This window comes from Pseudobdellovibrionaceae bacterium, from assembly GCA_020635075.1.
Classification (GTDB): domain Bacteria; phylum Bdellovibrionota; class Bdellovibrionia; order Bdellovibrionales; family UBA1609; genus JADZEO01.
In genome coordinates this window covers 1,546,950-1,571,653 of sequence record JACKAM010000001.1, presented here as the reverse complement: position 1 = coordinate 1,571,653, position 24,704 = coordinate 1,546,950, and the positions used below count along the sequence as shown (strand labels likewise).

Genomic DNA, 24,704 nt, shown 5'->3' with positions numbered 1-24,704 from the left:
TTTGTACCGGGAACATAGTTTACAGTGACTGAAAGGGTGACTGTCGCTGTCACGTTAGCGGGTTACTGGTTACGGGTTACGCAGTCGGAAATCCTCTCCTTTGTTACGCTCGTTGGTCCACTTTTTCCTGTAACCCGTGATCCGTAACCCGTAAACGTTTCCGTGTGTGTGTCGGTTTACAGTCACGGATTCGGAGGCTGTCGCTGTCACGTTTACTGGTTACGGGTAACGTTCACAGGACTTGTTCCTTTGTGGCAGTGGTTGAATGGAGCTCGCGCATGGTCTCCTTTTTGCTCTCTTGGTGGGCTTTTGCCTTTTGACCGAGAGAGAGTGGGATTTGCCGAGACGAAGAATCCTTTTTTATTTCAATAGTTTGAGCTTGAAGGTCGGGGTCCTATGCCTGGCCTTGTTGGTGGCTTTGGGCCCAGCTGCGGCTCAGGGGGCGGCCGGAGTTTGTCGCCATCATGCGAGGGATCCTCAGCCTTTGGCGGCGATGCCCTTGGAGGCTCCGCGGCCGGTCTCATCCCTGCGCAAGGCGATTCTGATGACCTACAATATGAAAAACGTTTTCATGTCGGTGGGTAAGTATGAAGTGGAGGCCATTGAAGGGGGAGATAAGGCTGCGCCGACACTTAAGCGGGTGAAGAAGAGCGAGGGAAAATTCAAATCCCCTGAAGAAGTGCGGGGTGTACAGGATGTGCTCCTTGATGTGCGGCCCGATTTCGTTGTGGTTCAAGAGGTTGAGAGTTTGGTTTCACTGAAAGCCCTGGTGGGCAACCGGTACAAAGCCTTTTTGCTCGAAGGTAATGATTCGCGGGGAATCGACATTGGATTTTTAGTTAGAGCCGACATCAAGGCCGATGTGGAAATCCGTACCCATAAATCTCGTACCTGGTTTGATCCGGTTCAACAGCGGCAGGTTCCAGTGTTTTCGCGGGATTTGCCGGTGTTGATCTTGCGTGATCACGCTGGAGGTAAGCCGGTTCTCATTTTGGTGGGCAACCATGGAAAATCCAAACGGGATCGGCCCAATGATCCTGAGTCGAGAAAACTCAGGACCGCTCAATACGAAGAGGCTGCTGAGATTGTCAAAGAACTGGAAAAAGAGTTTGGGTCTGATGTGCCCTTAGCCCTGGCCGGAGACTTCAACACCGATGTGGTGTCGGCTCCTGAGATGAATCCCCTGCGGCGAATACTCAAAAGTGCTTTTGATCGCGCAAGATTGAGAGTCACTCCGGAAGGAAAGCGCATCACCCACAGCTACTTTCCCTTTGAAGGCCAACCAAAATACACCCAAATGGATGATATTCTGGTTAATGGCAGCCTGGCTGATCGAATCATTAAAACTCTGGTTTATCGCTATCGCTTTGGGGATGGCAGTGAAAGGCCCTTGCCGCGGTCTTATCGAGAGCGAGAAAAACTCCCTTCCGATCACTATCCGGTGTGGACATTACTTGATCTTAGTTGATACTAGCACCCTATGTCCGTTCTCCACCAAAGTCTGCTGCTCGCTCTGTTGGCCAACCTGTGTTTTTCCTCGGCCAGCTTGGTGTTTGCCACCTTTTCCCGGCGGGTGTCGCCCTATTGGATGAATGGCTTTAAGGCGGCCTTAGCCTTTTGTGCCCTGCTGATCAGTGTCCCCTTCCTCAGTGGCTTTCATGAAACCCAATGGTCCTCATTTGCCGCTTTCTTTGCCAGTGGGCTGATGGGCTTGAATGTGGGGGATCTGTTTTTGCTCAGTGCTTTTGCCCGCATCGGGGCCGCTCGTACTTTGATATTGTTTGGCTTTCAGCCTCTGGCTCTGGGTTTGGCTTCTTTGATTGTTTTTGCCCAACCACTGGGATCAATGCGGCTCTTGGCCATTGTGTTTTTGATCGGCTGTTTGTTTCTCTTCAGTTGGGAAGGCAAAAGGCGCCACGGCCACTGGGAACTGAAGGGGCTCTTGTTTGCGCTATGCGGCGTAGGAATGGACACCATTGGGATTCTTCTTACCCGCTGGGGCTTTGACCAGTCGCCAATGGTCACTCCCATGGAGGGACATCTATATAGATGTCTGGGGGCGGTGGTGGGTTTTGCTCTGATGTCTCGCTTTTGGCGACTCGATTTGTTGGGGACCTTCCAGCGTCTGGAGGTTCGGGGGCGTTGGTTGGTGGTTGGAGCCTCCCTTGGTGGAACCTATTTGTCTTTGCTTCTCTATCTTTGGGCTCTGCAGATAGGTCACTTGGCTTCGCTTTCCGCCATTGCCATTACCGGCCCCCTGTTCGCCGCTCTTCTGGAGTCATTGGTCCACCGGCATAAGCCGTCGCGTCAAATGTGGTGGGCCCTTCTTCTCTTTGTCTGTGGCTTCTATTTGCTCCTTCAGTGATTTTTGATCCTCATCGCAGGAACCTTTTGACCCTAAAACATTGGGTACGTCGATTGCACAAGCCAACTGCTGGTGAACAACTGCACCAGTTCTGAATCATTAGGGTAGGTAGGGGATCAGGATGGCGTGTGAAATAGATGGAGAATTCGGGTTGTCGTCAAAGCTCGCACTTCTTGCGGGCATGATGAAAATCTCACAAGTTGAAATGGCCAACCGCTGTGGTCTTTCTCGGATTACGGTGAATCGGTTTTTTCGCGGTCGAACCCAGATCAAAGCATCTGATCTGATGGAATTGATGGATGTTTTGGGGATCGACTTGGAACAGCTGGTGGATCGTCGTATCGGCGAGGTCATGGAAGGTGGGCCAGAAACCAACGAAGATGTCTTTGTTGACGTCGCTCGCGTTTTGGCCGGACTTGATTCCCAGGTTAAGCGCACTCTTTTGGAGCAGATTCACTGGTGGGGGAGATCCGCCATAGAGAAATCAACACGAGGAGCAGCAGAACGGATTCAGTCCTACTTGCAGGGAGTGCAGGCGTGAAGGTTGAAAGGGTATTGGGGAAGGTTTCCTACGAAAAACAAGAAGAAACGGAATTAGGATTTGAAACTTCGGCCGAATTGAAGCGGCACCAGGAGTTGCAGAAGAAGTACACAGGGAACTGGCTGTGGAGAACACTGGCCGGTTTGGTGAGTACCGCTGATTTTGATCCATCACTGAGTAAACTGGCGGCACGTTTGCGAGTCAGTGTGAATGAGGTGGTGGAAGCCTTTGAGGGCTTGGAACAATTGGGAATTATTCGGCGCACAGCCGAGGGGTATGAGAGAGTTTTAAAGTATGTTTACTTTTCGGATCGGGATTTGGACCCGGGCCAGGTTTTAGCAGATCACGTGTTGATCAGCACACAGGTCTTAGGCCGATTGGATCCACTCAATCCGGAACTGAATAGTTTTTACCGAACGGGATTTATTGCATCAAATGAGAAAGCGGTTAGAAAGTTCTGTCGGCAAATGGAAGAGATCATGAAGGCCTTTTTGATGGAGTCCGCAGCGGAATCCGCAGACGGGGTTTATGGTTTCACATTTTCCAGTGTCGAAGTCTCGGGTCGGGGGGAAAAAGGAGAAGTACAATGAGGATGGTAAAAAAGTTGTTGGTTGGTTCCTTAGTGATGGTGATGCTCAGTCCTCTGGCTTTTGCCCGGGGAGGAGACATTGGCGGCGGCGGCATGGCCCGCGATATGGAAAGAGCTGTTCGCATGGCACCACAAAAAATCAATCGCCTGAAGCAAATGGCGACAGAAGATGCGGCTTTTTCGGCCTGGATGAACACCCTGTCACCCAACGAGAGAGACCAGGTGATGAAAATTGTATTTGAATACCACATCCTTCCACAGTTGGAAGGTCGATAGTCCAGTCGGGTCCCAGGATCTGACAACGAGGTTACCCTTAAAGCCCATCCCTTAGCGGGATGGGCTTTTTTGTGCTATTTGGTTCCAGGTCCTCAAACGGGATGCGCGGAGACAAAGTTAGCTCTCAAACAAGAGTCTACTTTGTCTCCGCGCATCCCGTTTGAGGACCTGGAACCAAATAGCACCGGCCATGCGAGAGGCTGGTACCAAAAGTGAACCAACAAATTGCTACAAAACAGACGGGTTCTGAGGCTGATGTATCAGTTCTGATACAAATGTTCAAATTTGACCGAGTGACAAAAGTATCCTCTGTTTCGGTTAAAACAAATTTAAAACTAGAAAAAGGTTGGTACGCCCTTTGCTCATACCCTCCTTGTGTGCAGCAAGCACAACGAAAACAAACAAAGCACTAAAGGAGTGGGGAAATGAAAAAAGCACTAACACTAATGATCGCAACTCTGGCTTCTGCAATGATGATGGGACAGGCACAGGCTGATGACATTCGCTTAGGTACACCTGGATATGGTGGTAGCGGTTGTCCTGCAGGTTCAGCATCAGTCACTCTGAGCCCTGACCAAAAGGCTCTCAGTATTCTGTTTGATGAATATATTGCAGAAGCTGGTGGTGATTCCGGCAAGCGCATTGACCGCAAGAGTTGTAACATCGCCATTCCGGTCCACGTGCCCCAGGGATTTAGCGTCAGCATTTTCCAGGTCGACTACCGTGGATACACTTTTGTTCCCCGTGGCGGGCAGGCTCGATTCAATGTTGAGTACTTCTTTGCCGGTCAGCAGGGGCCGCGTGTGACCAAGACTTTCCGTGGCTTCGTTGATGATGAATACACGCTCACCAACAACCTGGCTGCTCATGCCCTGGTTTGGTCTGCCTGCGGTGCCGACGTGAATCTGCGCGTAAACACCTCCATGTTGGCGCGCTCCAACCGCTGGGGAGAAGACACTCTGGCCACTGTTGATTCGGCAGACATTAAGTCTGGTCTTGTGTACCACCTGCAGTGGAGACGTTGTCGTTAATTGAAATTGAAGGGCCGGTCCCTACCACCGGCTCTCTTGAAGAAGAGGACGCAGTGGGGACTGCGTCCTCTTTTGCCTGAGAAATCGTACTTTCAAAAAGTCAGCTAACAAGTAAGAAAGCAAGTAAGTAGCAAGTCAGTAAAAGCGTGAATGTTTTTGGGGGATAAAGAAATGAAAACCAAGTCTAAGAACAAGAAATCGAACCGCCCTGGGTGTTGGACCCTCGCGGTACTGGCCCTGATCGGATTGAGTTTATTGCCATCCAGCAATCAGGCGCAGGCGCAAACGGATGTGGATGATTTTGTGCATGGACAAGGGGCACCTGCGGACAATGGGGACTCGGTATTTGTACCGGGAGTAAAAATGGGAAGACCCAGCCACGGGGGAAGCGGCTGCACAAGCGGCACAGTGGCTGCGGTTCTGAGTCCGGACCAGAAAACCTTGTCCATGCTTTTTGATAATTACATTGTGGAAGCTGGCGATAGCTTTGGTAATCGTCGCGGTCTGAAGAGCTGCCAGATTTCCGTGCCCTTTAAGGTGCCCTCTGGGTACCAGGTCAGTGTGGTGAAGCTCGATTACCGGGGGTTTCATAGCATTCCCGTGAATGGCTTTGCCCATTACGATGCCACCTATTACATGTCAGATGCCCAAACAGGGCAAATTTCTAGGAGGCGGATCAGACGGAAGCTCAATGTGCGTGGTCCTGAAGATGGAGATTTTGTTATCAATAGCCAGGTTCGCGGCCGCCAGATGTGGTCGAACTGTGGCAGAGATTTCAATTTGCACATAAATACCAATATTACGGCCATGTCGAACAACTCAGGTGACGACACCATGGCGATTTTAGACTCTATAGATGCCCGGGCTGAACAAACCGTGGATTACCACTTGGTTTGGAAGCCATGCCGAGACAGCGGTCCTGGGCGACCGCCGGTCGTGAATCCTGGACGTCCGCCCCGCCCTCCGGTGATCAATCCGGGACGGCCGGGTGGTCCTGGTCGACCAAATCCCCCTGGACGTCCGCCTAGATTTGGTGGTCGAGGACGCCATGGTTAATGGCGGAAAGGGATTGAATCGGCTCTGAATTGTGTGAGACCCCAATAACGCTTACTTGCTTCGGCTTTCCCGACCTTGGTCTTATATTAAGTCAAGGTCGCGGAAAGCCGAAATTTTCTTTGAGAAGTTGTGTGATTTTCCAACCTTTTCAAAGGGCTTTTAGGCAGTATGGGCTTCGATTACGACAAACTCAAGGCGAAGCAAGAAGGGGGTGAAAATCACTGGGCATCCTACTCCGACTTGTTCATGATGCTTTCAGTGGTATTTCTACTCCTTTACGTGGTGACCAGTCTCCGCACGGGAACTTTTGGGATTCAAAAGAACATGGAGTACCAAAGGATTACCTACGAAAACGAAGATCTCAAACAACAGATCAAGGTTTACGAAACCCTCAAAGAAGAACATCTCCAGCAGTCGAGCCAAAAAGACATGCAGGTCTACCAGGAGCTGATGGGACAGCTGAATCTTCTCTCTGAAGAGTCAAAAGAGGAAAAAGATCAGCTCCGAAAACAGGCCCAGGAAAACGAAAAGAAAGAACGGGCCCTCAACAAGTACCAGCAGATTGTTCGCAACATCATTAACTCCAATGTTCTCGCCCAGGCTAGGGTAAAGCGACGAGATAATATCATTTCCGAGCGGGAAGAAGAGATTCTGGAGAAAAAGCAGGAAATCAAAGGGCTCAAGAAGTCTGTTCAGGAAAAGCAGAAGTCCATCGCCCAGGGTGAGGAAGAAGTCTCGCGTTTGAACAAGCAGCTTGAGCGTAAGGTCAAGGAGATGAAGAAGGCCTACGCTAAGAAGAAGATCACTGAGCAGAAGATGAATCGGGCCATCGCGGAGCTTCGTCGCGACACGGCTTCCAAGATCACTGATTTACAACAGCTCAAGCGCAATGTCGAGGCTGAGTTGAAAGAGGTTTCAGATCAGTTGGAAAGTGCGAGCACCGACCTTCAAACCGCCAAGTCCACGATCGAAATGAAGGATCAGGAAAAGGCCAAGTTGGTCAGCGAACTCTCCTACGTCAAATCCAATTACAAGGATCAAATGGAGAAATTGAAATCCGACTTTCAAGCTAAGCAAGCCCGTGAGCGTGAGCAAATGGAGAACGAGCTGTCACAAGCCAAGGCTTCAGCAGCGGAGATCGCCCAGCGTGAGGGGGAGTTTCGCAAGAAGATGGCCCAGGAGCAGGATGCACTTAACCGGCAGTTGGGATCTCTTCAGGGTAAAGTTCAGGAGACCGAAGGCAAACTGGCCGCAGCCCAGGCGGGAAAGGCCGCCCTGGCTCAGGAAGTTTCCGGCATGAAAGAGAAAGTGGCCGGGATGAAACAGCAGACTCAGACCTTGAAGAAGGATCTGAAGCAGATGAAAGAGTTGGCTGACGCCCGGAAGAATCTGGCCAATCGGATCAAGAACAACTTTGCCAAAGCAGGGATCAAAGTGGATGTAGATCCTAACACTGGCGACGTGATTCTCTCATTTGGTAAAGAGTACTTTGATACGGGAAAGTCCAATTTAAAGCCTGGGATGACCCAGATTCTCGAAAAGTTCATCCCTGTCTACTCCAAGAGCTTGTTTGAGGACAAGCGAACCGCAGATAAGATTGCTGGTGTGGAGATTGTCGGATTTGCTTCGCCGACATACAAGGGACAGTTTGTCGACCCCAACAGCTTGGAAGAAACGAATAAGGCGGCAATCAATTACAATTTGGATCTAAGCTACTATCGTGCGAGATCGATCTTTTCGCACATATTTGACACTAAAAAGATGACCTACAAACACCAAAAAGATCTGCTACCGCTGGTTAAGGTGACGGGACGAAGCTTTTTGGCAGAAAAGATCCCAGGTCGTGATGTGGCTTCGGGCACTTCACGTAAGAACTTCTGCGCTGAGTACGACTGTAAAAAAGCCCAGCGTGTGATCATTCGATTTGAGTTGGAATAGAAGGAGTAGAAAAATGGTATCCCACTATGTACAAGTTTTTCTCGACTGGATGGTCAGCTTTGCGACGGACCTCCTGATTCCGGCCATGATCATGGCATTCTTTGCCGGGATAGGTCTTCGTGTGCTGATCTATTATACGATCAAACGCGAGGAATGGTTTGCCAAGGAGTTTGATCGCCGGGTTGACAATCATCTGGAGGTCCCCCACGTCAAGGATCACCTGTCCTTCTTTATCACCACCAAAAAACTCTTGGAGAAGACCTACTACGAGATGTTTGAGGTGAGAGCTTTGATGAAAAGACGAAAGCCTGACGCCATTATGCATTGGAGCGATCGGGTGTTCTTGGTGAAGCAGGGAACGGCCTGGATGGTTAAGGACCTGTTGAAGCATCTTAGGCACTTGCGTTACACCAAAGAGAGCCGACCAAAGCTCATGCAGATATCTAAGAACAGCTTTCAGCGCAATCCCTGTTTCTCGAAAGTGTTTGGGGTGTTGCCTGCCTCCGTGTTCAATGACTTTCTCAATATTCTTCCGGGAATGTTTATTGTCGGTGGTATTTTTGGAACCTTTTTAGGAATTATGAAGGCTCTTCCAGACCTGGGCACCATGGATCTCAATGATGTCGAGGGAACGAAGCTGATCATGGATCAGTTTCTTTTAAAGGTGTCTTTCTCAATGAGCACCTCGCTGGTGGGAATTTTGCTTTCCGTGGTCGGCAGTTTCGTCAATACCTTCTTTTCTCCTGAGAAGACCTTTGTTGAAACCGTGGATCGATTGGAAAGTTCCCTCGATAAACTTTGGAATATTAGCACTAATAATGACCTTCCCCAGGATGTCCCCCAATTTGATGAGCACCGGGATCCTCTCGACGCCTTGGCCGAACAGGCGGTGGAACTTGAGTTCACAAAGGCTCAGCGCCGCTCCGGTCTGACTGGTCAGCATATGTCCAGCAACAAAGCGAGTGAGGAAGCGGAGGTCAAGCACACGGGATAAGGGGTTGAAATAGACGGTATATGTCAAAAGAGAAGGCCGTATTTATCATTGAGGAGCTTCTGGGGCGAAGCTCCAAATTTCATTATCTGACCACCGAGTCCTTTTCCATTGGGCGCTCGGATGAGGCGGTGTTGCGCCTTCAGGACGCGGGAATCAGCCGCGTCCATCTTGTTATTTGGCTCCAAGACGGACAAATCTGGATTGAGGATCAAGACTCCAAAAACGGAACAAGAGTCAACGATGTTCCCGTCCCCCCGGATCGGCCTTACCCGGTTCAGGAAGGGGATACACTTCAATTAGGTAATCACAAACAAGTACGCATTGCACTGGGGCCAGCGGCCACCAAAGGCAAGGAAAAGGCGCCAAAGTCAGCGGCCGACTTTGAGCGAGAATCCGAAGAGGCCTTTGATGACCTGATGGAAAAAACCTTAATTGAGCCCGGAGAGGTGCCCCAACCTCCCACCGGAACTCAATCACGGGCGGTGCGACTAAATGATCTGGGAGAGGAGGCTCCCCCTCTTGAGGGTAGGCACTTTAACGACGAGAGTACCAATCCAAGAGATCAGGCACTGGGTGGAGAAGAAGAAGAGGATGTGGATGCGGTCAGAGATGAGTCTCAGGCAGCCCTGCAGTTCGCTCAGGCCAACGCCGTTGCTGAAGAGGGCTTGGAGCGCACCCGAATTCTACCCAAACACAAACAATACACCCCTCCAAAAGTGACCACGCAAATTGAAAAAACGGTGGTGGACGTCCATCATGCGCAAAAAGTTCTTGCTGAGGCGGACATCATTCGCGGAGATGCTCAGCGCGACTCGGTAGAGGTTCTAGAGAAAGCAAAAGACCAGGCCAAGCGCATTCGCGACATTGCCGAATCTGAAGCTGGTGATATCCGTCGCAAAATGTTGGATTTGTTTGATAGGGAAACGGGCCGGGCCAAAAAAGAAGCAAGTAATTTGGTTCGCGAAGCGGAACGGGCCGCCGACAACCTTCGGGCCGAAGCCGAAAAGGTAGTTAAAGAGGCAGAAGCCGTTGGCAAACAATCGGCCAGGGAAATAATTGCTAAGGCGGAAAAAGAAGCCTCGGAAGTGGCTCAGAAATCCGAGATGGCCAAGAGCTATGCTCGTCGAGAGCTTGAGGACATTAACATTCAGAAAGATCAGGCCAGTGTTGCCTTAGATCACCTGCGACAAGAGATTCACCAGGCTGAGGAGCAAAAGGAGCAGATCCTCCAAGAGTTGGCTCAGGCTCGGGATGAGATGTCCCAAACACAGGAAGAATACGAAGCGCGGAAAAAGGAGTTAGTTGCAGATCGTCTGTCCATTGAGTCGGTTCTTGAAGCACTTAAGGAAGAGCTAAAGAATAAAGAGGAAGAACTGCGGCAGACCATGCTGGAAAATGAAAAGACCCAGCGGGCAACCGGACAGTCCATCGAGCGCGAAAAGCAGGCTGTGGAAGCACAAAAAAATGCCCAGATTCTTGCCGCTGATGCCGAACGCCGGCGCAATGATGCTGCGGAAGAGTGCCACAAGCTGACGGTGAACCAAAAGAAGCTTGAATCTGCAATAGAAAAGCTGAAGGCGGAAAAGAAACTGCAAGTCGAGGAGCTCCGCCAGGCAAAAAACCAGGCAGATGAAGACCTGCGTGGTGTGCGTACGGCGGCTGTTGAAGAAATTCAGGTCTTTAAAGAAACCGTAGAGAAAGAGGCTTTTTCGCTGCTTGAAGAGGCTGAGGCCGAAGTTCGAAAAATCAGCGAAGGTCTTGAACGGGCTCTGGAGGGCAAGCGAGAGTCGCTTCGTCAGGATAAAGAAGAGTTTGAGCGGCAGCGGCAGGACTTCGAAATGAACGCCGAGAATAGGGCGAGGGAAGTCGTCGCTGAGGCACAAAGACAGGCTGAGATTGTTCTTAAAAATGCTGAGAAGTGGGCAGAAGAGAATTTTGAGAGTTCGCGGCGCAAGGCAGAGCAAGAGTTGGAGCGCATTCGACTGGAAAAGCGTTCAACAGTCGAAAAGGCTGAAGAAGACCTGCTCAGAGCCCAAAAGGATGCTCGCCGGCTGGCGGAAGAAAGCCAAAGCCAGTCTGAACACTTGTTGCGATCCGCAAAGGATCAAGCCCAGGAGGAACTTCAGTCGGCTCACAACATGGCTGAAAACGAAGTGGCCACCGCCAAAGAACAAGTGCGTGAACTACTGGAGGCTGCTGAAAATCAAGCGGAAAGCAAGCGTCGGGAGGCACAGAGAAGCTACGAGGAGGCTCAACTCAGGGCCCAGGAACAAGTGGCCTCTGCTCGCAAGAAGGCGGATGAGGCTCGTCTCAAGGCCAAAGAAGAGGTTGATGAGTTGATGCTCAATGCAGAGAATAAAGCGGCCTTTCTGGTTTCAGAGGCTGAAAAGAAGGTCGCTCAGGAGACCACTGCCTGGGAGGAGAAAAAGCGCAAAATTGCCGAGGAAGTCACCCGTATGCGCGAAGAAACCGACGCGCGAACACGGGATCTGGTGGAATCAGCCCAGGCCAAAGCCGATGCCATTATTCGCAAGGCTCAGGCCGACTATGATGCACGCATGGCTGACATCGAAGGCGATCGCATCAAGGCACGGGAGGAGATGCAGGCACAACGTGAAAAGTTCGATGTCGATTTGCAGAATCAAGCAGATCAGATGCGTAAGAGGGCCAAGTCTGAGTACGACGAACAAAGGCGAAAGGACACACTCGAACTGAGTGCCTTTAAGCTTAAACAGATTGACGAGACCAAGGCCGCTCGCGCCGAAGAAGAAAAGATGGCCCGCATCCGTCGACAAGAGGAAACCGCTGAGATTGCAGCTAATATCGATAGAGCCATCATGGTGCGCATTGATAAGATTGCACCAAAGGGGCTGGCTCCAAATATTCAGGAGGAATTGTCCAAGGAAGTCCAACTGGTGGTGCGGCGAATTCTCCACGATGAGGCCGTCAATGATGAAGATGAATTGAAACGAATCCTCGATTTTGACCACAAAAAGGACAGTTGGCAGGCTCGGCGCATGCGCAGGCACATGACCTATGGAGCGAGCGCCGTGGCGGCAGTCTTTGTATTGGTTTTTGTTCTCCCCATGATGTTCCCGGGATTGAAAGACTCGGTAAGGGAGATCGCTTCGACTGAGAAATCGGCCCACGACCTGTTTATCGAGGAGATTCAGCGGCGACGGGACAGTCGGCCAAAGTTTAGTCCCACCCAAACCGAAGACTTCAAGAACTCCTATGTGGAAAACGTTTTGTACACTCAGGGGTTTGTTGAAAGAAAGATGAATAAGGACTACCAGGCCGACTGGATTTTACATCTCAACAAGTTCTTCCTCGACGAATTAAGGCTCGGAGAGAATGTTATTGTTAATTTTATTTCTCGCGAGAACACCCTAATCAAGGATCTCATGCAGGTTCGCCAAACTCTTCAGCCGGCAACGGCCGAAGAGGGTATTAAACGTATGCGCGAAATGGAAAAGGCGGCATCAGAGGACATGAAGCAGATTTTGGGTGGGCGACTGAAGTTGAAGAAGTTCAATGAGTTTGCTCGCAACTATTATTCCAACTATCGAGGCACGGCATCAGTCCCAGAGGAAGAGGCCCCGATTCCCACTCCGGAGCCGCCTAAGCAGGAAAGAAAGCCCGCTCTGCCTCCTGAGGCCAGAGTGGAGCCCAAAAAGCAGGAAGTTCGGGCGGCAAAGCCAGAGGTAAGAAAGACGGAGAAAAGAGAATCAGTAAAATCCAAGAGCAAATCAGCTGCTGAGATATTGGCTGAGGAGAGCAAAGCCAGAGCAAAATCCGCTCGCTCCCCTAGTAGTGCAAAGCCTTCTTTGTCCCGTCCGGCAGAAAAGGCGAAAGCGGCACCTCGCCGGGAGGCCTCACCGAAGGTTAATGATGATCGGGATTTGAACGCAGTACCAGAATCTGAGTTGGATTTAATTGATGAGATCGAAGACGAAATTCAATAGGAATTGAGAAAACGAAGGAGACAGGAACGTGACGGCAGCTCTAAAGTTGGATTTTTCTGAATACCACCTGTCCGTTATTCGTGTATTGGATAAAGCTGATCAAGTCATTCTCGGCAAAAGACCCCAGCTAAAGTTGTCCCTCTGCTGCCTACTGGCCCAGGGTCATCTGTTGATTGAGGACATACCTGGTGTCGGCAAGACCACTTTGGTTCGCCTATTGGCAAAGAGTTTGGGGCTCAATTCCACGCGAATTCAGTTCACCAACGACCTTTTGCCCGCTGATATTCTGGGAACGACAGTCTTTGATCCAGAGAGAAAGTCCTTTCACTTTCATAAGGGTCCCATCTTTGGGCAAATGGTCATTGCAGATGAGCTCAACCGCGCGACTCCGAAAACCCAAAGTGCCTGTCTTCAGGCTATGGAGGAAAGACGGGTGACAGTGGATGGGGTGACTCACCCCTTGCCCGAGCCATTTTTTGTTGTCGCTACCCAAAATCCCTTGGAGCAGGCGGGGACCTATCCACTGCCGGAGAGTCAGCTCGATCGGTTCCTCATGCGTATTGAAATCGGCTATCCAAATGAGGGAGCAGAGAAGCAGCTTCTCAAGGGCGAAAAGCGGGATCGATTGATTGAAAATATGGAGCCGGTCATGAGTCCCGAAGACATCCTCAAGGTCCAGTTGGTGGTCGAGGACATTCATTGTTCGGACGCAATTATTGATTACATTCAGAGAATTCTTCAACACACTCGCAACCAGTCGGCCGACCAGTGGGGGCTTTCTCCCCGTGCTGGACTCGCTCTTTTGAAGGCCGCCAAAGCCTGGGCCTTTATAGAGGGGCGCAGCATGGTGCTGCCTGAAGATGTCCAGGAAGTGGGTGTGAGTGTGATTTCTCATCGCCTCAACCGTGGTGAGGGATTTCAGGGTGGCGTGGCCAATCAAAAGGCACTGGAAGTTCTTCAATCCGTACAGGTGGACTAGCCATGAAGGAATGGGTGCAGCGCCTTCCCGGGATGAAGCAAGGGAAGGTCTATATTGTTCCCACCCAAAATGGTCTGATCTTTTTGGCCGGTACGGCCGTGGTGATCGTGGCCGGTGCCACCTACAATAACAATCTAGTTTTTTTGCTTGGATTTTTCCTTTTCGCCATTTTTGTCATTAGCATGGTGGAGACCCACAATAACCTGCGGGATCTGATGATCGAGGCACTGCCGATCGGTGATCAGCATGCGGGCGAACCTGTTTCAATTCCCCTTCGCCTTGTTAATAAGGGCTATGCTCGTCGGCAAATGATAGAGCTGTCTCCCCTCAAAAAGGAACTGGTCTATGGCCAGGTCTTGTGCATTGAGGACGTGGCGAGTAGTCAGCAGGTGGTGCGCAACCTTGTCTGCGGCCCCATGGTTCGCGGGGTTCATCAGGTGCCGGCGATGTCCCTGTCGACAGTGTTTCCCTTAGGGTTGTTCCGGGCCTGGAAGGTTCTACGCGCTGATGGGGAGTTCTTTCTCTATCCCAATCCTTCAGGCCATTTGCCCTTGCGTTTGGTCGCCGAGGAGAACAAGTTTCCCAAGTCTGAGGCCATCGCGGGTCATCAACGGGGAGATGAGTTCCGTGAACACCGCAAATATGAACGAGGCGAAAGCTACCACCGGGTGGACTGGAAGATCTTTGCCCGCCGCAGACGATTGATGATCAAAGAGTACGAGGGCACAACCGACAGGTGTTTTTCTGTGCGCTTTCAGGACGTTCCCAATCGGGATGTGGAAAAGGTTTTGAGTCAAATGTCCCGTTGGTTGGATCAGGCCCGCGAACGGGGTGCGCCCTTTGAACTGGTCTTGCCTGGAAAGCGTTTAAACTTCGGTTACGGACCCCATCACTATCAAAAGTGCCAGCGGGAGTTGGCTCGCTACGGAGAGGTCGGATGAGGTTTGACGACAGCAAACAACGCCTCGTGTATCTCCTTGTGGGCATTAACCTATTACCTCACATTTTGACAGTGCCCTATTGGGTGATCGGAGTGTCCTTCTTTTTTCTTTTTTGGCGAGTGCTTCACAACCTTCGCTCGTGGCCCCTCCCGCAGCCATGGTTTCTGCGTGGATTGGTAGTTCTTGGTGCTGTGGGGATTTTCTTTCAGTTTGGTACAGTGATGGGCCAAGAGCCGGCAACAGCCCTGCTCGTACTCATGGCGGCATCCAAGCTCTTTGAGTTGAGAAAAGTCAGAGACACCATCATCGTGATCTTTTTGTGCTATCTACTTTTGATGGCTAAGCTCATCGACTCCCAGTCCATGGAAATGACTTTGTTTCTGGTGTTCGATGTGCTCCTGATTACGGCGGTGTTGGCCATGTACCACTCGCCACCAGAGAGGGGAAACATGCGCTTTTTGTTGCGCCGTTCTCTTTTGCTGGCATTGCAGTCTGTCCCTTTGGCCTTGGTGTTGTTTTTTCTTTTTCCACGCTTCAACATTAGTTTGTGGAGTCAAACCCGAAAAAATGCGGGGCAAACCGGATTTTCCGAAAAACTGCGTCCTGGCTCTGTGGCTCAGCTTGCCCAGTCGGACAAGGTGGCTTTTCGGGTATCCTTTCCCGAGCGCCAGGTGAGTTCAGTTCAGGAGTTTTACTGGCGGGGGTTGGTCCTGACTGTTGCCAATGGATTGGATTGGGACAAGGGAACCTACCAAAAAAGTATTCCAGTCTTGGAAAGACCGATGACAGGACAGGAGGTGGTGCAGGAAATCTTTCTTGAGCCTTCGCCCGAGCGATTTCTGTTTGCCCTCGATTGGCCCACTTTAGTCATGTTTTCAGGTGATCCTAACCTACGACTTGTGCGCACTTCTGAGGGGCGGGTGTTCGAAGCACGCATGAATTTGTTCTCACGCCAGTACTATCGGGCATTCTCCAACCTCTCGGCTCAGGCCACCAGTTGGGAACGACCCGACCCCGAGATATATTTGAAAGTGACGAAACAGGTGAGTGATCGGGTTCGGCAAGTAGCTAAGAGCTGGCGGCGGCCGGGCGAGGGAGCCCACGAGGTTGCCACCCGGGCCATGGATTATTTGCTTAAGAACAGATTCACCTACACTCTACAGCCTGGGACCATGTCAGGATTGGATGAGTTTCTATTTGAAAAGAAGCAAGGTTTTTGTGAGCACTATGCAGGGGCTGTGGCCACCATGATGAGACTTGCCGGGATTCCCACCCGGGTTATTGTTGGCTTTCAAGGTGGCACGTCAAGCTTGCTCAAGGATTACTTTTTAGTGCGTTATCTCGACGCTCACGCCTGGTTGGAGTATTGGGATGATCGGTTAAATTCTTGGCAGAGATTGGACCCTGTGGAAAGCATTGCCCCCCAACGCCTGGCCCTGGGTGGAGCTGGTTATCGGGAACTCTTGGCAAATCTGGATGACGAAGAGACTGGCGGAGGTGGTGCTCTCCCCAAATGGATTCGAGGTGGCCTTGGTGAAATGGGCGAACGCATCCGCTTGATTTGGGACCAGACGGAGGCCCTTTGGGTCAACTTTCTCTTGCGCTACGACCTATCTTTTCAAAAAGATATCTTGAAACAGTTGGGCGTTGGCAGTTATGGCCGTTGGCTGTTAGCACTGGCCGCGGTTCTTTTGTCAATTGTGCTGATCGTTGTTGCCTTTCTCTTTTTACGCAAAAGTCGGGAAAAGGTCGACCCGGTATTGGGCATCTATCGGGCTCTTTGCCAGCGCCTTAAATTGGCGGGGCTGGAACGTCAACCCATCGAGGGACCCTACGCCTATTGGCAGAGGGCTCGGGAATTCTTTCCCGATCGGGAACGGGAGCTACAAGGAGTGTTTCAACCTCTCATCGATTCTCGCTACGGATCCAAAAAGCTGGACCGTACAGAGCGCCGGGAATTGCGTCGGCGGGTGAAGCATCTGCGCCTCTCTCGTGTGGGTGGAGGGACGAGGGTACGTCAGGCACCACCACCGGCCGCCTAGTCTTAATTCGTTAGAGTTCCGGAGAACGAAGGACCGCTAATTTTTCGAAGGTCATTTCCTTCATGGTATAGGGGATACCTCCGACTCCGGCGCCTGATTGACGTCTTCCACCAAATGGCATCCAGTCGACACGAAAGGCCGTGTGGTCATTGACCATCACCGCCGTGGCATCCAGCTCTCGCAGACATTTAAATGCGGTATCCATGTTTTTGGTAAACACCGCACTTTGGAAAACAAAGGGAAGTTGGTTGGCTCGTTCAATGGCTTCGTCCAAAGTCTTATAGGGATACACGCAAACCACTGGGCCAAAGATTTCCTGGCGAGAAACTCGGACGGCATCAGGAGGATTAAACAAAACTGTCGGCTCATAGCAAGAGGGCGATAGCGCCTTGCCACCAGTTAATAATTTGGCTCCGCTCTGCACGGCTTCGTCGACCCACTCCTTAACCCGATTGACTTCATTATGATGGATCAACGGGCCAACTTGAGTCGCCGGGTGAGTCGGATCACCGACGGTCAGAGTTTTCGCGGCTTGGGCCATCTGTTCAGCCAGTTTTTGGGCGATGGACTGATGGGCGAAGACCCGTTGCACTGAAACGCACACTTGGCCAGCATGATAGAATCCGCCTTTCACCAATAGGGGCAAGGCATCTTCAAGGTCGGCGTCCTCAGTGACGATGACCGGCGCGGCCCCTCCATGTTCAAGAGCACTGGTCACTCCGGGAGCCAGCTTACTTCGCAGTTTCCAGCCGACTTCACTTGAGCCAATAAAACTGAAGTAACTGAGGCGCGGGTCTTTTACCAAAAAATCCACCGTCTCGTGATCACACAAAACCATCTGGCACCATTCTTTGGGAAGACCTGCTTCGTACAAGGAGTGGACAAGATTTTGGCAACTCAAAGGTGTCTGTCGGGCTGGTTTCACCAACACTGGGCAGCCGACTGCAATGGCCGGAATGACTTGATGGACAATGAGATTGAAAGGGTGATTAAAGGCGCTGATCGCAAAGACAACTCCCACCGGCTCTCTTTTGGTAAAGGCCCAGCGGTTTTGTGATGGCACAGTCAGCCCCATGGGTATTTCTTCTCCAGCCATGGATTTTAGATGTTCCATGGCTACCTGAATTCCCTGCAGGGCTCGGTCGATCTCCACCCGGGAGTCAGCATAAGGCTTTCCCCCCTCTTGGGCGGCCATGAGTAAAAACTTTTCGTCATTGTGACGAATGATCTCCTGGGTTTTAGCCAATATTTCCAATCTATGGGGAACAGAAATTCGGGCTTTTGGACGGCGGCTCAGGGCATGGGCTCCACTGAGCATTTTTTTAACCTCGTCAAGGCTGTGAAGAGGTAAGGTGGCGATTTCTTTGCCATCGAATGGGGCTTTGATGGTGAGCTGATGGGCCATCCGGTCACTCCTTTGGAAAGTGGTCTATTGAAGCATGGGGAAAGAAACTGAGCAAGAGATCGCAGGTGGTGAGGTTGACAGCTTGCACGAGCGGACCTAGATTGTGCCCATGTTGGAACCTGGAGGTCAAAAACATGGGAACTAGAGCGACCTATGGCAATTGGGGGTCACGAGTGGAAAATAACTCACACAGTCTTTTGATTGGCTATTTGACTTGGATCTTCGGCTTTATGGGAGCCCATCGCTTTTACTACGGCAAACCGCTTTCTGGGACCTTGTACTTTTTCACCCTCGGTTTTTTGGGAATCGGTTGGATCATCGATTTGTTTCTCATTCCCGGAATGGACGCTCAAGCGGATCGTCGCTACTCCGAAGGGCATTTGGATTACAACCTCGCCTGGATTCTCTTGGTGTTTTTAGGAGCCTTTGGAGTACACCGCTTTTACATGGGTAAAATCATCAGTGGACTCATTTGGCTGCTGACTGCAGGTTTGTTTGGCTTGGGGTGGCTCTATGACCTATGGACCCTTAACGAACAAATCCACGAATGTAATAGATAGGCTGGTGAAAAGGGCCCAACTGCTGCGTTGGAGGCGTCTCGATCTCATTCCAACGTTTTATCACGGGTCTGCGACCCGGTCAGTTGAGCAGCTTACTCCCTTCGGTCGCTCAACTGACTGCCGCCTCTCGTCGAGCCCCCTCCGCCTCGGATTTGAACCCTTTTGACCAGCCTTGGAAATGGCCAACCTACCTTTTGGTCCGCAGAACTGTGGCTCGCCAATCGGACCGCTTTCCCGGACAAAGGTGGCCCCGAGTTTTGCAAATCAGCAATCAAGGGGCCAGGCTGTTTGGCTTTGGTGGAGCCGGTCTAGAGGACGGAGAAGACGGTGGAGAAGGCGACGGTGGTGGTTCCCCAGTGAAACTTTGACGGGTAGAAGCTGAGGTAGGGATAAATGTACACCGTGCGTGAATGGGAGTAGCCCACACCTAGCCACTGAGACACCAGTCGTCTCTGCATCTCCCACTCATCACTAGATGACCGTGGGTTGTAGAAGCCAAACCCAAATGAAGTTTTGAGAGAGTACTTTTGGGCAAAGCCATACTCGGCAAATGGATAGACACCCAAGTAATAGCGAGAGACCGAGCCATCTTTCGGCTGATATTCACGGGTGTAGTTGTAAAGGCTAAGTGAAGCCGAGGCACCCATGGTGAATTTGGTGTCCGGAACATTATAGGCCAGGCCCTGACTCAGGCTAACGCTAGCGTTTTGACCACGCTTTGTGTAGTTCTCGACTGTCGTGGCCGAGATGCTAGCCGAATTGCGCAACTGAAACTCACCGGCTTTGTAATTGTAGTCGATGCTGACATAGGGGTTCTTCGTATCCACCCTCTTGACGCCGTGAAAAGGAGTCAAGGCGGTCAAGCCTGATCCCAAACTCACCGCACTCTTTTTGTTGAGGCGGTATCGAAGTGACAAACTTCCGCTCAATGCTGTGCTGGGGTCAATTGGCGAATTGTCCGGGTTTGGACCTTCTTTAGAGAAGGGGCGTTCAATTGGGGCACCGTAGTAGGAAACATTGAACTTCACACTGTACTGGGAGCGTGATCCCGCCTGAGCAGCCATCTCTGCATTGGTGATGTCAGTGTTGACCTCGTGCTTTTTGTTGAACTTCTTGAGCTTCATGCGCAGAGAATCTGAAGAAGCCGAATCGCTGCTTGAAGAAGCACTTGTCGATGAAGCACTGACTGATGTGCTCGACTCTGCCGCCAAAGCGCAAGTTGCCCCACCTGCTGCGAGGGCAGCACCCAAAAGAAAAGACCACAATTTCATTATTTCCCCCGTTTCCTATCCCCAAATGATCCGGAGATTTCGTAACAGAGTGGGGGGGAACTTGAAACCGAAAACGGCTGGCGACGTGATATTGACAGTGAGCGCCAGTTGCCAATCAATTCAGGGGGCTGTTGGGATCTGGTCTGGACTCAGAGTGGGGGATGGATTTAGGCTGGTGGGAATTGTGAAGTGTAGGTGAAGGAGAAGGCAAGGTGGACTTGAGGCTTCTATTGGCAATCGTTCCGTTATGTTTGACATCATGCGCTACAGTAGGCGAGAAGATTGCGCGGAGGAGGGGGGCTGATCCCAATATCGCCATTCGCCATTTTGAAGAGAACCTTGGGCCGGCTAAGTCTTGTGCGGACCATGCGGTCGAGCAACTGACCGACCAGGAGGGCCACGTCACCATCCAGTGGACCGTGAACGATAAGGGCGATGTGCTGGAGCCCATGATAACTGAAAACACTCTAGGTGATGGTGCGGTTGGTGATTGCTTCCTCAACCTCTTGCGTAGCTTGAAGTTTCCACCCACACCGACATTGACCAAAACCACCGTACTCTACACGTTTAAGTACAACGCTGTGGAAGAAGTCACCCCATCGTCCGGACAATAACCACTCCTCGACCAAGGGCTGTGAGAATTTCTTCGACATTCAGTCTGTGGTTTGTGCAGGCTGCGGGTTTCCGTCGATTGCATTTTTGTTTCACCCCGACACAGATGGGATGAATGCGAACAGCAAAAGATGACGATTTCTCCCCAATGTTGAACAAACTGTCTAGCGACACCAACAGTCAACTTGGAACAAGATGAACAACAACTTCGCGATAGGTACCCGATTGACAATTTGTTGGTGGTTTTCTGCCATTTTTTTCCCTCCCCAAGTGGAACCGCGCTTGCTTTACATAATTCCCGAGGGACGTTTTTACAGGGGTAAGGAAAATGGGTTGGATGAAACGCGTGATCATGGCGCAAGCAATGTTGCTCGCCATATCAATGGGATTGATGTCCTGTGGACAGGACATGAAGGCAAGAGGGCTGGCAAATGCGACCAAGGTGGGTGACACCACCAACAATCCGCCGCCAGCAGAATTACCAGTGCAAATGGATGAAGTGGACAAGGCCGCACGTGAGGCAGAGAAGGCCTTACGGGATGCCACTGAGCTATTAGATGGATTGGTGGACAGCGAAGGCAATCTCACCATCGAGTTCAGCACCGGGCAGGCTTCCACACAGTTTTTACCAGATGTCACGGGAGCTCTCAAAAAGGTATTTGATCGAATTTTGACCGCCATATCAAAGGTCAAACAGAACATTGATAACGTTAGGGCCAAGATTGAAGCGGAGAAAGCCAAGCTTGATCCCTTTAATCCCGCTCATGCAGCACTCCTAATCCAGTTGGACGCCTTGTTGGCAAAACTGGATTTGGTCGAAGCTCGCTTAGATGACTTGTTACTCAAATTGGCAGATCGGGTGGATTTCCTATTGGGCAAGCTGGACCAGTTAAAGGCGAAACTGGATCCTTTAAATCCCCTGCACTTTATTCCTTTGATCCTGCTTGAGCAGGTGAAAAGCACAGTGCTGGATTTCAAGACCAAGCTTGTTCAGATTATTAACTCTTGAGAATAGCTCCTAAGATATGACGTCTTAAGGTAGACCACACCAACACGAAATCCCTTTGGCCCGCGGCTCACCCCGCGGGCTGAATTTTTTGGCAACAGTTAAGAACAGCGATTGTTGAACTTGGCCCGGCAGCGCAGGTCGATGACGATGTCTTCGGTCTTGTCCTTGCTGCGCTTCTTTTTCACCGTCTTGTTGAGGCGAAAGGTCATCACCAAATCTCCATTGGAGCTGGTCTGTACGATTTTTGAGTTGCGCGGATCAATATTGCCCTCATGGTCGGCCATGTAAACCCGCATGTGCTTGGTCTTGCCGTCTTCGCCTTTGAGTTCAACGTGAAGCTTGCCGTAGCGATCGGCAAAGATCCACCAACCATCTTCCAGATTAACAGAGGTTTTAATATAGCCCTCGTCATCAAAGTTTTGGCATTTGTAATCAAAGGGCAGCTTTTTCAATAGCTGCTTGGGCGTGTCGTGATCATCAGCCACAACGGCACGAAAGGGCGTACACTGCCAGCGCACGGGGCTGGAAATCACCGGTGGCTTTTTAGGTGTGTCGGGTCGGGCATGGCCATAGTCATCCCGGTCTCCACCGCCGCCATCGCCTCGCGAATCAGCAACTTCAGCGCCGGCGGCCAACGAAATTGCAACTGCGACAACAGTTAAAATTGATTTTGCTTTTGCAAAAGACATAAAACCCTCTCCTTCGTGTTCTCCATACGATGGGTCTAATTTCATTCAAAAATAGTGAGCTTACGGACAGCGGGGTGCCCAATAGGGGCACTGGAGGACAAATAGGGGCCCTTAGGAGGCACCTCAGATCCTCTGAATTCGATTTGGGACGGGATTTTACGTTCGCTACCTTGAGATAAGGCAAGGGAGGTGCCAGATGATTCCCGGTACAGTGTGAGAATGGGATCTGCTAGGATGGGTGTGATGAAAGACGGCTCCATCCCCCCATCTCTAGAACCAAGTGAGCCCAGGCGGGTCTTACGCCAAACACTTCTCACCCGGCGGCCGCGATTTTTTGACGCCCAGTTGGTGTTATTGTGGTTGGGCCTGATGATCGTCAGTTCATGGTCTGCCTGGAGCGATGCCCGTTTGATTGAGTGGGGAGCCACAATCGGCCCCAGGATTTTGGAAAGTGGTGAAGTATGGAGGCTGATCACAGCCCAGTTTCTCCATTCGGATTTAGGGCATTTGCTCAGCAACGGTTATATGATCTTTATCCTCGGCCTTTTTGTTCACGCCTACTTTGGCTGGCAGGTGTTCCCACTCGCAGCCCTGGGTGGTGGTGCTTTAGTGAATCTGCTGACGATTGCCTCTTATCCTCCTGAAGCGCGACTTCTGGGCGCCTCAGGCGTGGTCTACTGGTTAGCTGGGTTTTGGCTGGTGCTTTTTTTGTTGATCGAAAGACAAAGAAGCTGGCCCCGTCGTCTGTTGCGCGTGGCGGGAGTTGGATTGCTCATTCTTTTTCCCAGTGAATTCCAACCCAATGTCAGCTACCTGGCTCACAGCTGGGGTCTCATTTTGGGAGTCCTCAGCGGAGTGATCTTCTTTGTTTTGCGCTTCAAATGGATTCGTTCTTTTGAGGTCTTTGATATCGAATATGGCGGGTGAGCTCAATCCTATTTGCGGCGGATTCCTGATTCAAATCAAACTGTGAAGATATCCAGTTATCTCAGAATAAGGCTCGAACCAACAGGTTAAGAGACCGATAACTCTATGTTAATTTGCGAAAAATCTTGGCCCGTATGTAACATGAAAGGCGATCGGTCATGAAAGTAAAGAGCTTTGGCTACCAAAAAGGGAAAGGCTGGTCCGACAAAAACCCCTTTGAAATGGAAGACCACGAACGAAATCTCATCCTCGTTTTTGGTGTGAAGGACGAGGATTGGGCGAGAGATGCGGTTAAAGAGTTGGCCGAACACTATCCCACCTCTCACATTGTGGGATGCTCCACCTCAGGTGAAATCCAAAACGCCGAAGTTAATGACGAAAGCCTCGCGGTGGCAATGACTCACTTTCAACACACCAAACTTAAAACCATGAGGGTCAACATCAAGGAGTATTCCTCGTCCGTTGAGGCCGGGAAAGCCTTGGTGGAAAGTCTTAAGGCTCCTGATTTGAGTGCCGTCTTCATTCTTTCAGACGGTCTCTGTGTCAACGGCACTCAGCTTTTGCAGGGAGTGTCCAGCGTCCTTGATCCCAAAGTGGTGGTGACCGGTGGCTTGGCCGGAGATGGAGATCGTTTTACATCTACCTATGTACTCTGCCCTAAAGGGGAGATTTGTCAGGATCGGGTGGTGGCTGTTGGCTTTTATGGCGACAGGGTCCATGTCCATCACGGCTCCAAAGGGGGATGGGATATTTTTGGACCTGAGCGCATGGTGACCAAATCAGAGGGCAATGTGCTGTACGAGTTGGATCATCGCCCCGCACTTGAACTCTACAAGCAGTACCTGGGAGAAAGAGCTAAAGAACTCCCTGCCTCGGCCCTGCTCTTTCCCCTCAATGTGCGCGATCCGAAAGACCCTGAAACTCAGTATGTGAGGACGATTTTGGCCATTGACGAAGAGAAACAATCCATGACCTTTGCCGGAGACATTCCTGAGGGCATGACGGCCCAGTTGATGAGCGCCAATTTTGATCGACTCATCGACGGAGCCGGGGAAGCGGCTTCAGACATTACCAGCTTAAAGCAGGATCTGCCGACCTTGAGTATTGCCATTAGCTGTGTGGGGCGGAGATTGGTGTTGGGTGACCGCACTGAAGAAGAGGTGGAAGCCGTCCTCGAGATTCTTCCCCAGGGTTCTCACCAGGTGGGCTTTTACTCCTATGGGGAGATTTCGCCTTTGATCGAAGGGCGGCACTGCGACCTGCACAATCAAACCATGACTTTGACTGTTATTCAGGAGGACGAGGCGGCTTAATCGAAGCCGGCTCAAGCTCAAGAATTCAGGAAAAAAATTGGGCCGGATGCCTCCGGCCCGGGGTCAACAAATTCCCCCCTTAACTTGGGGCGCAGAGAGGAACTTGAGGAGTGCATATTTAATTTTTGCCTCGATCCGAGTAAACTCTTCACCAGGCAATGCCAATCTACCAAGGGCCAGCAAAAAAGGCCCGAAAAGCCC

The 24,704-nt window shown here is 51.1% G+C and carries 21 protein-coding genes; 18 read left to right on the top strand and 3 right to left on the bottom strand.

The window, feature by feature from the left end; all coding sequences use genetic code 11:
* The first annotated feature begins 337 nt into the window (after window positions 1-337).
* The 13 genes from H6624_06865 to H6624_06805 all read left to right on the top strand — a co-directional run bounded on the left by H6624_06865 (window position 338) and on the right by H6624_06805 (window position 16,717).
* Window positions 338-1,468: a hypothetical protein gene (locus H6624_06865; GenBank protein MCB9084047.1), complete on the top strand. Its 1,131-nt coding sequence runs from the start codon at window positions 338-340 to the stop codon at window positions 1,466-1,468.
* 12 nt (window positions 1,469-1,480) lie between these two features.
* Window positions 1,481-2,365: a DMT family transporter gene (locus H6624_06860; GenBank protein ID MCB9084046.1), complete on the top strand. Its 885-nt coding sequence runs from the start codon at window positions 1,481-1,483 to the stop codon at window positions 2,363-2,365.
* A 121-nt stretch (window positions 2,366-2,486) separates the two neighbouring features.
* Entirely contained in the window at window positions 2,487-2,906 is a 420-nt protein-coding gene (locus tag H6624_06855; GenBank protein ID MCB9084045.1) for a helix-turn-helix transcriptional regulator, read from the top strand.
* Window positions 2,903-3,496, top strand: a complete 594-nt coding sequence (locus H6624_06850; GenBank protein ID MCB9084044.1) for a DUF4423 domain-containing protein — start codon at window positions 2,903-2,905, stop codon at window positions 3,494-3,496. Before H6624_06855 ends, H6624_06850 begins: the two co-directional genes overlap by 4 nt.
* Window positions 3,493-3,771: a hypothetical protein gene (locus H6624_06845; GenBank protein MCB9084043.1), complete on the top strand. Its 279-nt coding sequence runs from the start codon at window positions 3,493-3,495 to the stop codon at window positions 3,769-3,771. The genes H6624_06850 and H6624_06845 overlap by 4 nt, the downstream gene beginning before the upstream one ends.
* A 425-nt stretch (window positions 3,772-4,196) precedes the next feature.
* Complete coding sequence (locus H6624_06840; GenBank protein MCB9084042.1) at window positions 4,197-4,802, top strand: DUF4360 domain-containing protein; 606 nt, start codon at window positions 4,197-4,199, stop codon at window positions 4,800-4,802.
* 171 nt (window positions 4,803-4,973) lie between these two features.
* Window positions 4,974-5,858 carry a DUF4360 domain-containing protein gene (locus H6624_06835; protein ID MCB9084041.1) on the top strand — a complete coding sequence of 295 codons (885 nt, stop codon included), beginning with the start codon at window positions 4,974-4,976 and terminating at the stop codon, window positions 5,856-5,858.
* A gap of 168 nt (window positions 5,859-6,026) precedes the next feature.
* Window positions 6,027-7,796 carry a hypothetical protein gene (locus H6624_06830; protein ID MCB9084040.1) on the top strand — a complete coding sequence of 590 codons (1,770 nt, stop codon included), beginning with the start codon at window positions 6,027-6,029 and terminating at the stop codon, window positions 7,794-7,796.
* A gap of 13 nt (window positions 7,797-7,809) precedes the next feature.
* Window positions 7,810-8,790 (top strand): hypothetical protein, encoded by a 981-nt coding sequence (locus H6624_06825; GenBank protein ID MCB9084039.1) that lies wholly within the window; start codon window positions 7,810-7,812, stop codon window positions 8,788-8,790.
* Window positions 8,791-8,810: 20 nt separating this feature from the next.
* Entirely contained in the window at window positions 8,811-12,755 is a 3,945-nt protein-coding gene (locus H6624_06820; GenBank protein MCB9084038.1) for an FHA domain-containing protein, read from the top strand.
* 67 nt (window positions 12,756-12,822) lie between these two features.
* Window positions 12,823-13,734, top strand: coding sequence for an AAA family ATPase (locus H6624_06815; GenBank protein MCB9084037.1), 912 nt, complete (start codon window positions 12,823-12,825; stop codon window positions 13,732-13,734).
* Between the two features lie 2 nt (window positions 13,735-13,736).
* Window positions 13,737-14,675: a DUF58 domain-containing protein gene (locus H6624_06810; GenBank protein MCB9084036.1), complete on the top strand. Its 939-nt coding sequence runs from the start codon at window positions 13,737-13,739 to the stop codon at window positions 14,673-14,675.
* Window positions 14,672-16,717: a DUF3488 domain-containing transglutaminase family protein gene (locus H6624_06805; GenBank protein MCB9084035.1), complete on the top strand. Its 2,046-nt coding sequence runs from the start codon at window positions 14,672-14,674 to the stop codon at window positions 16,715-16,717. The genes H6624_06810 and H6624_06805 overlap by 4 nt, the downstream gene beginning before the upstream one ends.
* Window positions 16,718-16,727: 10 nt before the next feature.
* Here H6624_06805 and H6624_06800 read toward each other — a convergent pair whose 3' ends face one another.
* Window positions 16,728-18,122, bottom strand: a complete 1,395-nt coding sequence (locus H6624_06800; protein ID MCB9084034.1) for an aldehyde dehydrogenase family protein — start codon at window positions 18,120-18,122, stop codon at window positions 16,728-16,730.
* Between the two features lie 134 nt (window positions 18,123-18,256).
* On the opposite strand from H6624_06800, the gene H6624_06795 reads away from it, so the two are divergent.
* Complete coding sequence (locus H6624_06795) at window positions 18,257-18,682, top strand: TM2 domain-containing protein (GenBank protein MCB9084033.1); 426 nt, start codon at window positions 18,257-18,259, stop codon at window positions 18,680-18,682.
* A gap of 308 nt (window positions 18,683-18,990) precedes the next feature.
* Here H6624_06795 and H6624_06790 read toward each other — a convergent pair whose 3' ends face one another.
* Window positions 18,991-19,953, bottom strand: coding sequence for a hypothetical protein (locus H6624_06790; protein MCB9084032.1), 963 nt, complete (start codon window positions 19,951-19,953; stop codon window positions 18,991-18,993).
* 212 nt (window positions 19,954-20,165) lie between these two features.
* Here H6624_06790 and H6624_06785 point away from each other — a divergent pair, with 212 nt between their 5' ends.
* Both H6624_06785 and H6624_06780 read left to right on the top strand, forming a co-directional pair.
* Window positions 20,166-20,567 (top strand): AgmX/PglI C-terminal domain-containing protein, encoded by a 402-nt coding sequence (locus H6624_06785; protein ID MCB9084031.1) that lies wholly within the window; start codon window positions 20,166-20,168, stop codon window positions 20,565-20,567.
* A 326-nt stretch (window positions 20,568-20,893) separates the two neighbouring features.
* Complete coding sequence (locus H6624_06780) at window positions 20,894-21,574, top strand: hypothetical protein (protein ID MCB9084030.1); 681 nt, start codon at window positions 20,894-20,896, stop codon at window positions 21,572-21,574.
* A gap of 98 nt (window positions 21,575-21,672) precedes the next feature.
* Here the strand turns inward: H6624_06780 and H6624_06775 are convergent, their stop codons facing one another.
* A complete protein-coding gene (locus tag H6624_06775; GenBank protein MCB9084029.1) occupies window positions 21,673-22,263 on the bottom strand; it encodes a hypothetical protein in 591 nt (196 codons plus the stop codon).
* 243 nt (window positions 22,264-22,506) lie between these two features.
* Between H6624_06775 and H6624_06770 the strand changes: the two genes are divergently transcribed.
* Together H6624_06770 and H6624_06765 are read left to right on the top strand one after the other, a co-directional pair.
* Entirely contained in the window at window positions 22,507-23,190 is a 684-nt protein-coding gene (locus H6624_06770) for a rhomboid family intramembrane serine protease (GenBank protein MCB9084028.1), read from the top strand.
* Window positions 23,191-23,348: 158 nt separating this feature from the next.
* Complete coding sequence (locus H6624_06765; GenBank protein MCB9084027.1) at window positions 23,349-24,503, top strand: FIST C-terminal domain-containing protein; 1,155 nt, start codon at window positions 23,349-23,351, stop codon at window positions 24,501-24,503.
* Window positions 24,504-24,704: the final 201 nt, after the last annotated feature.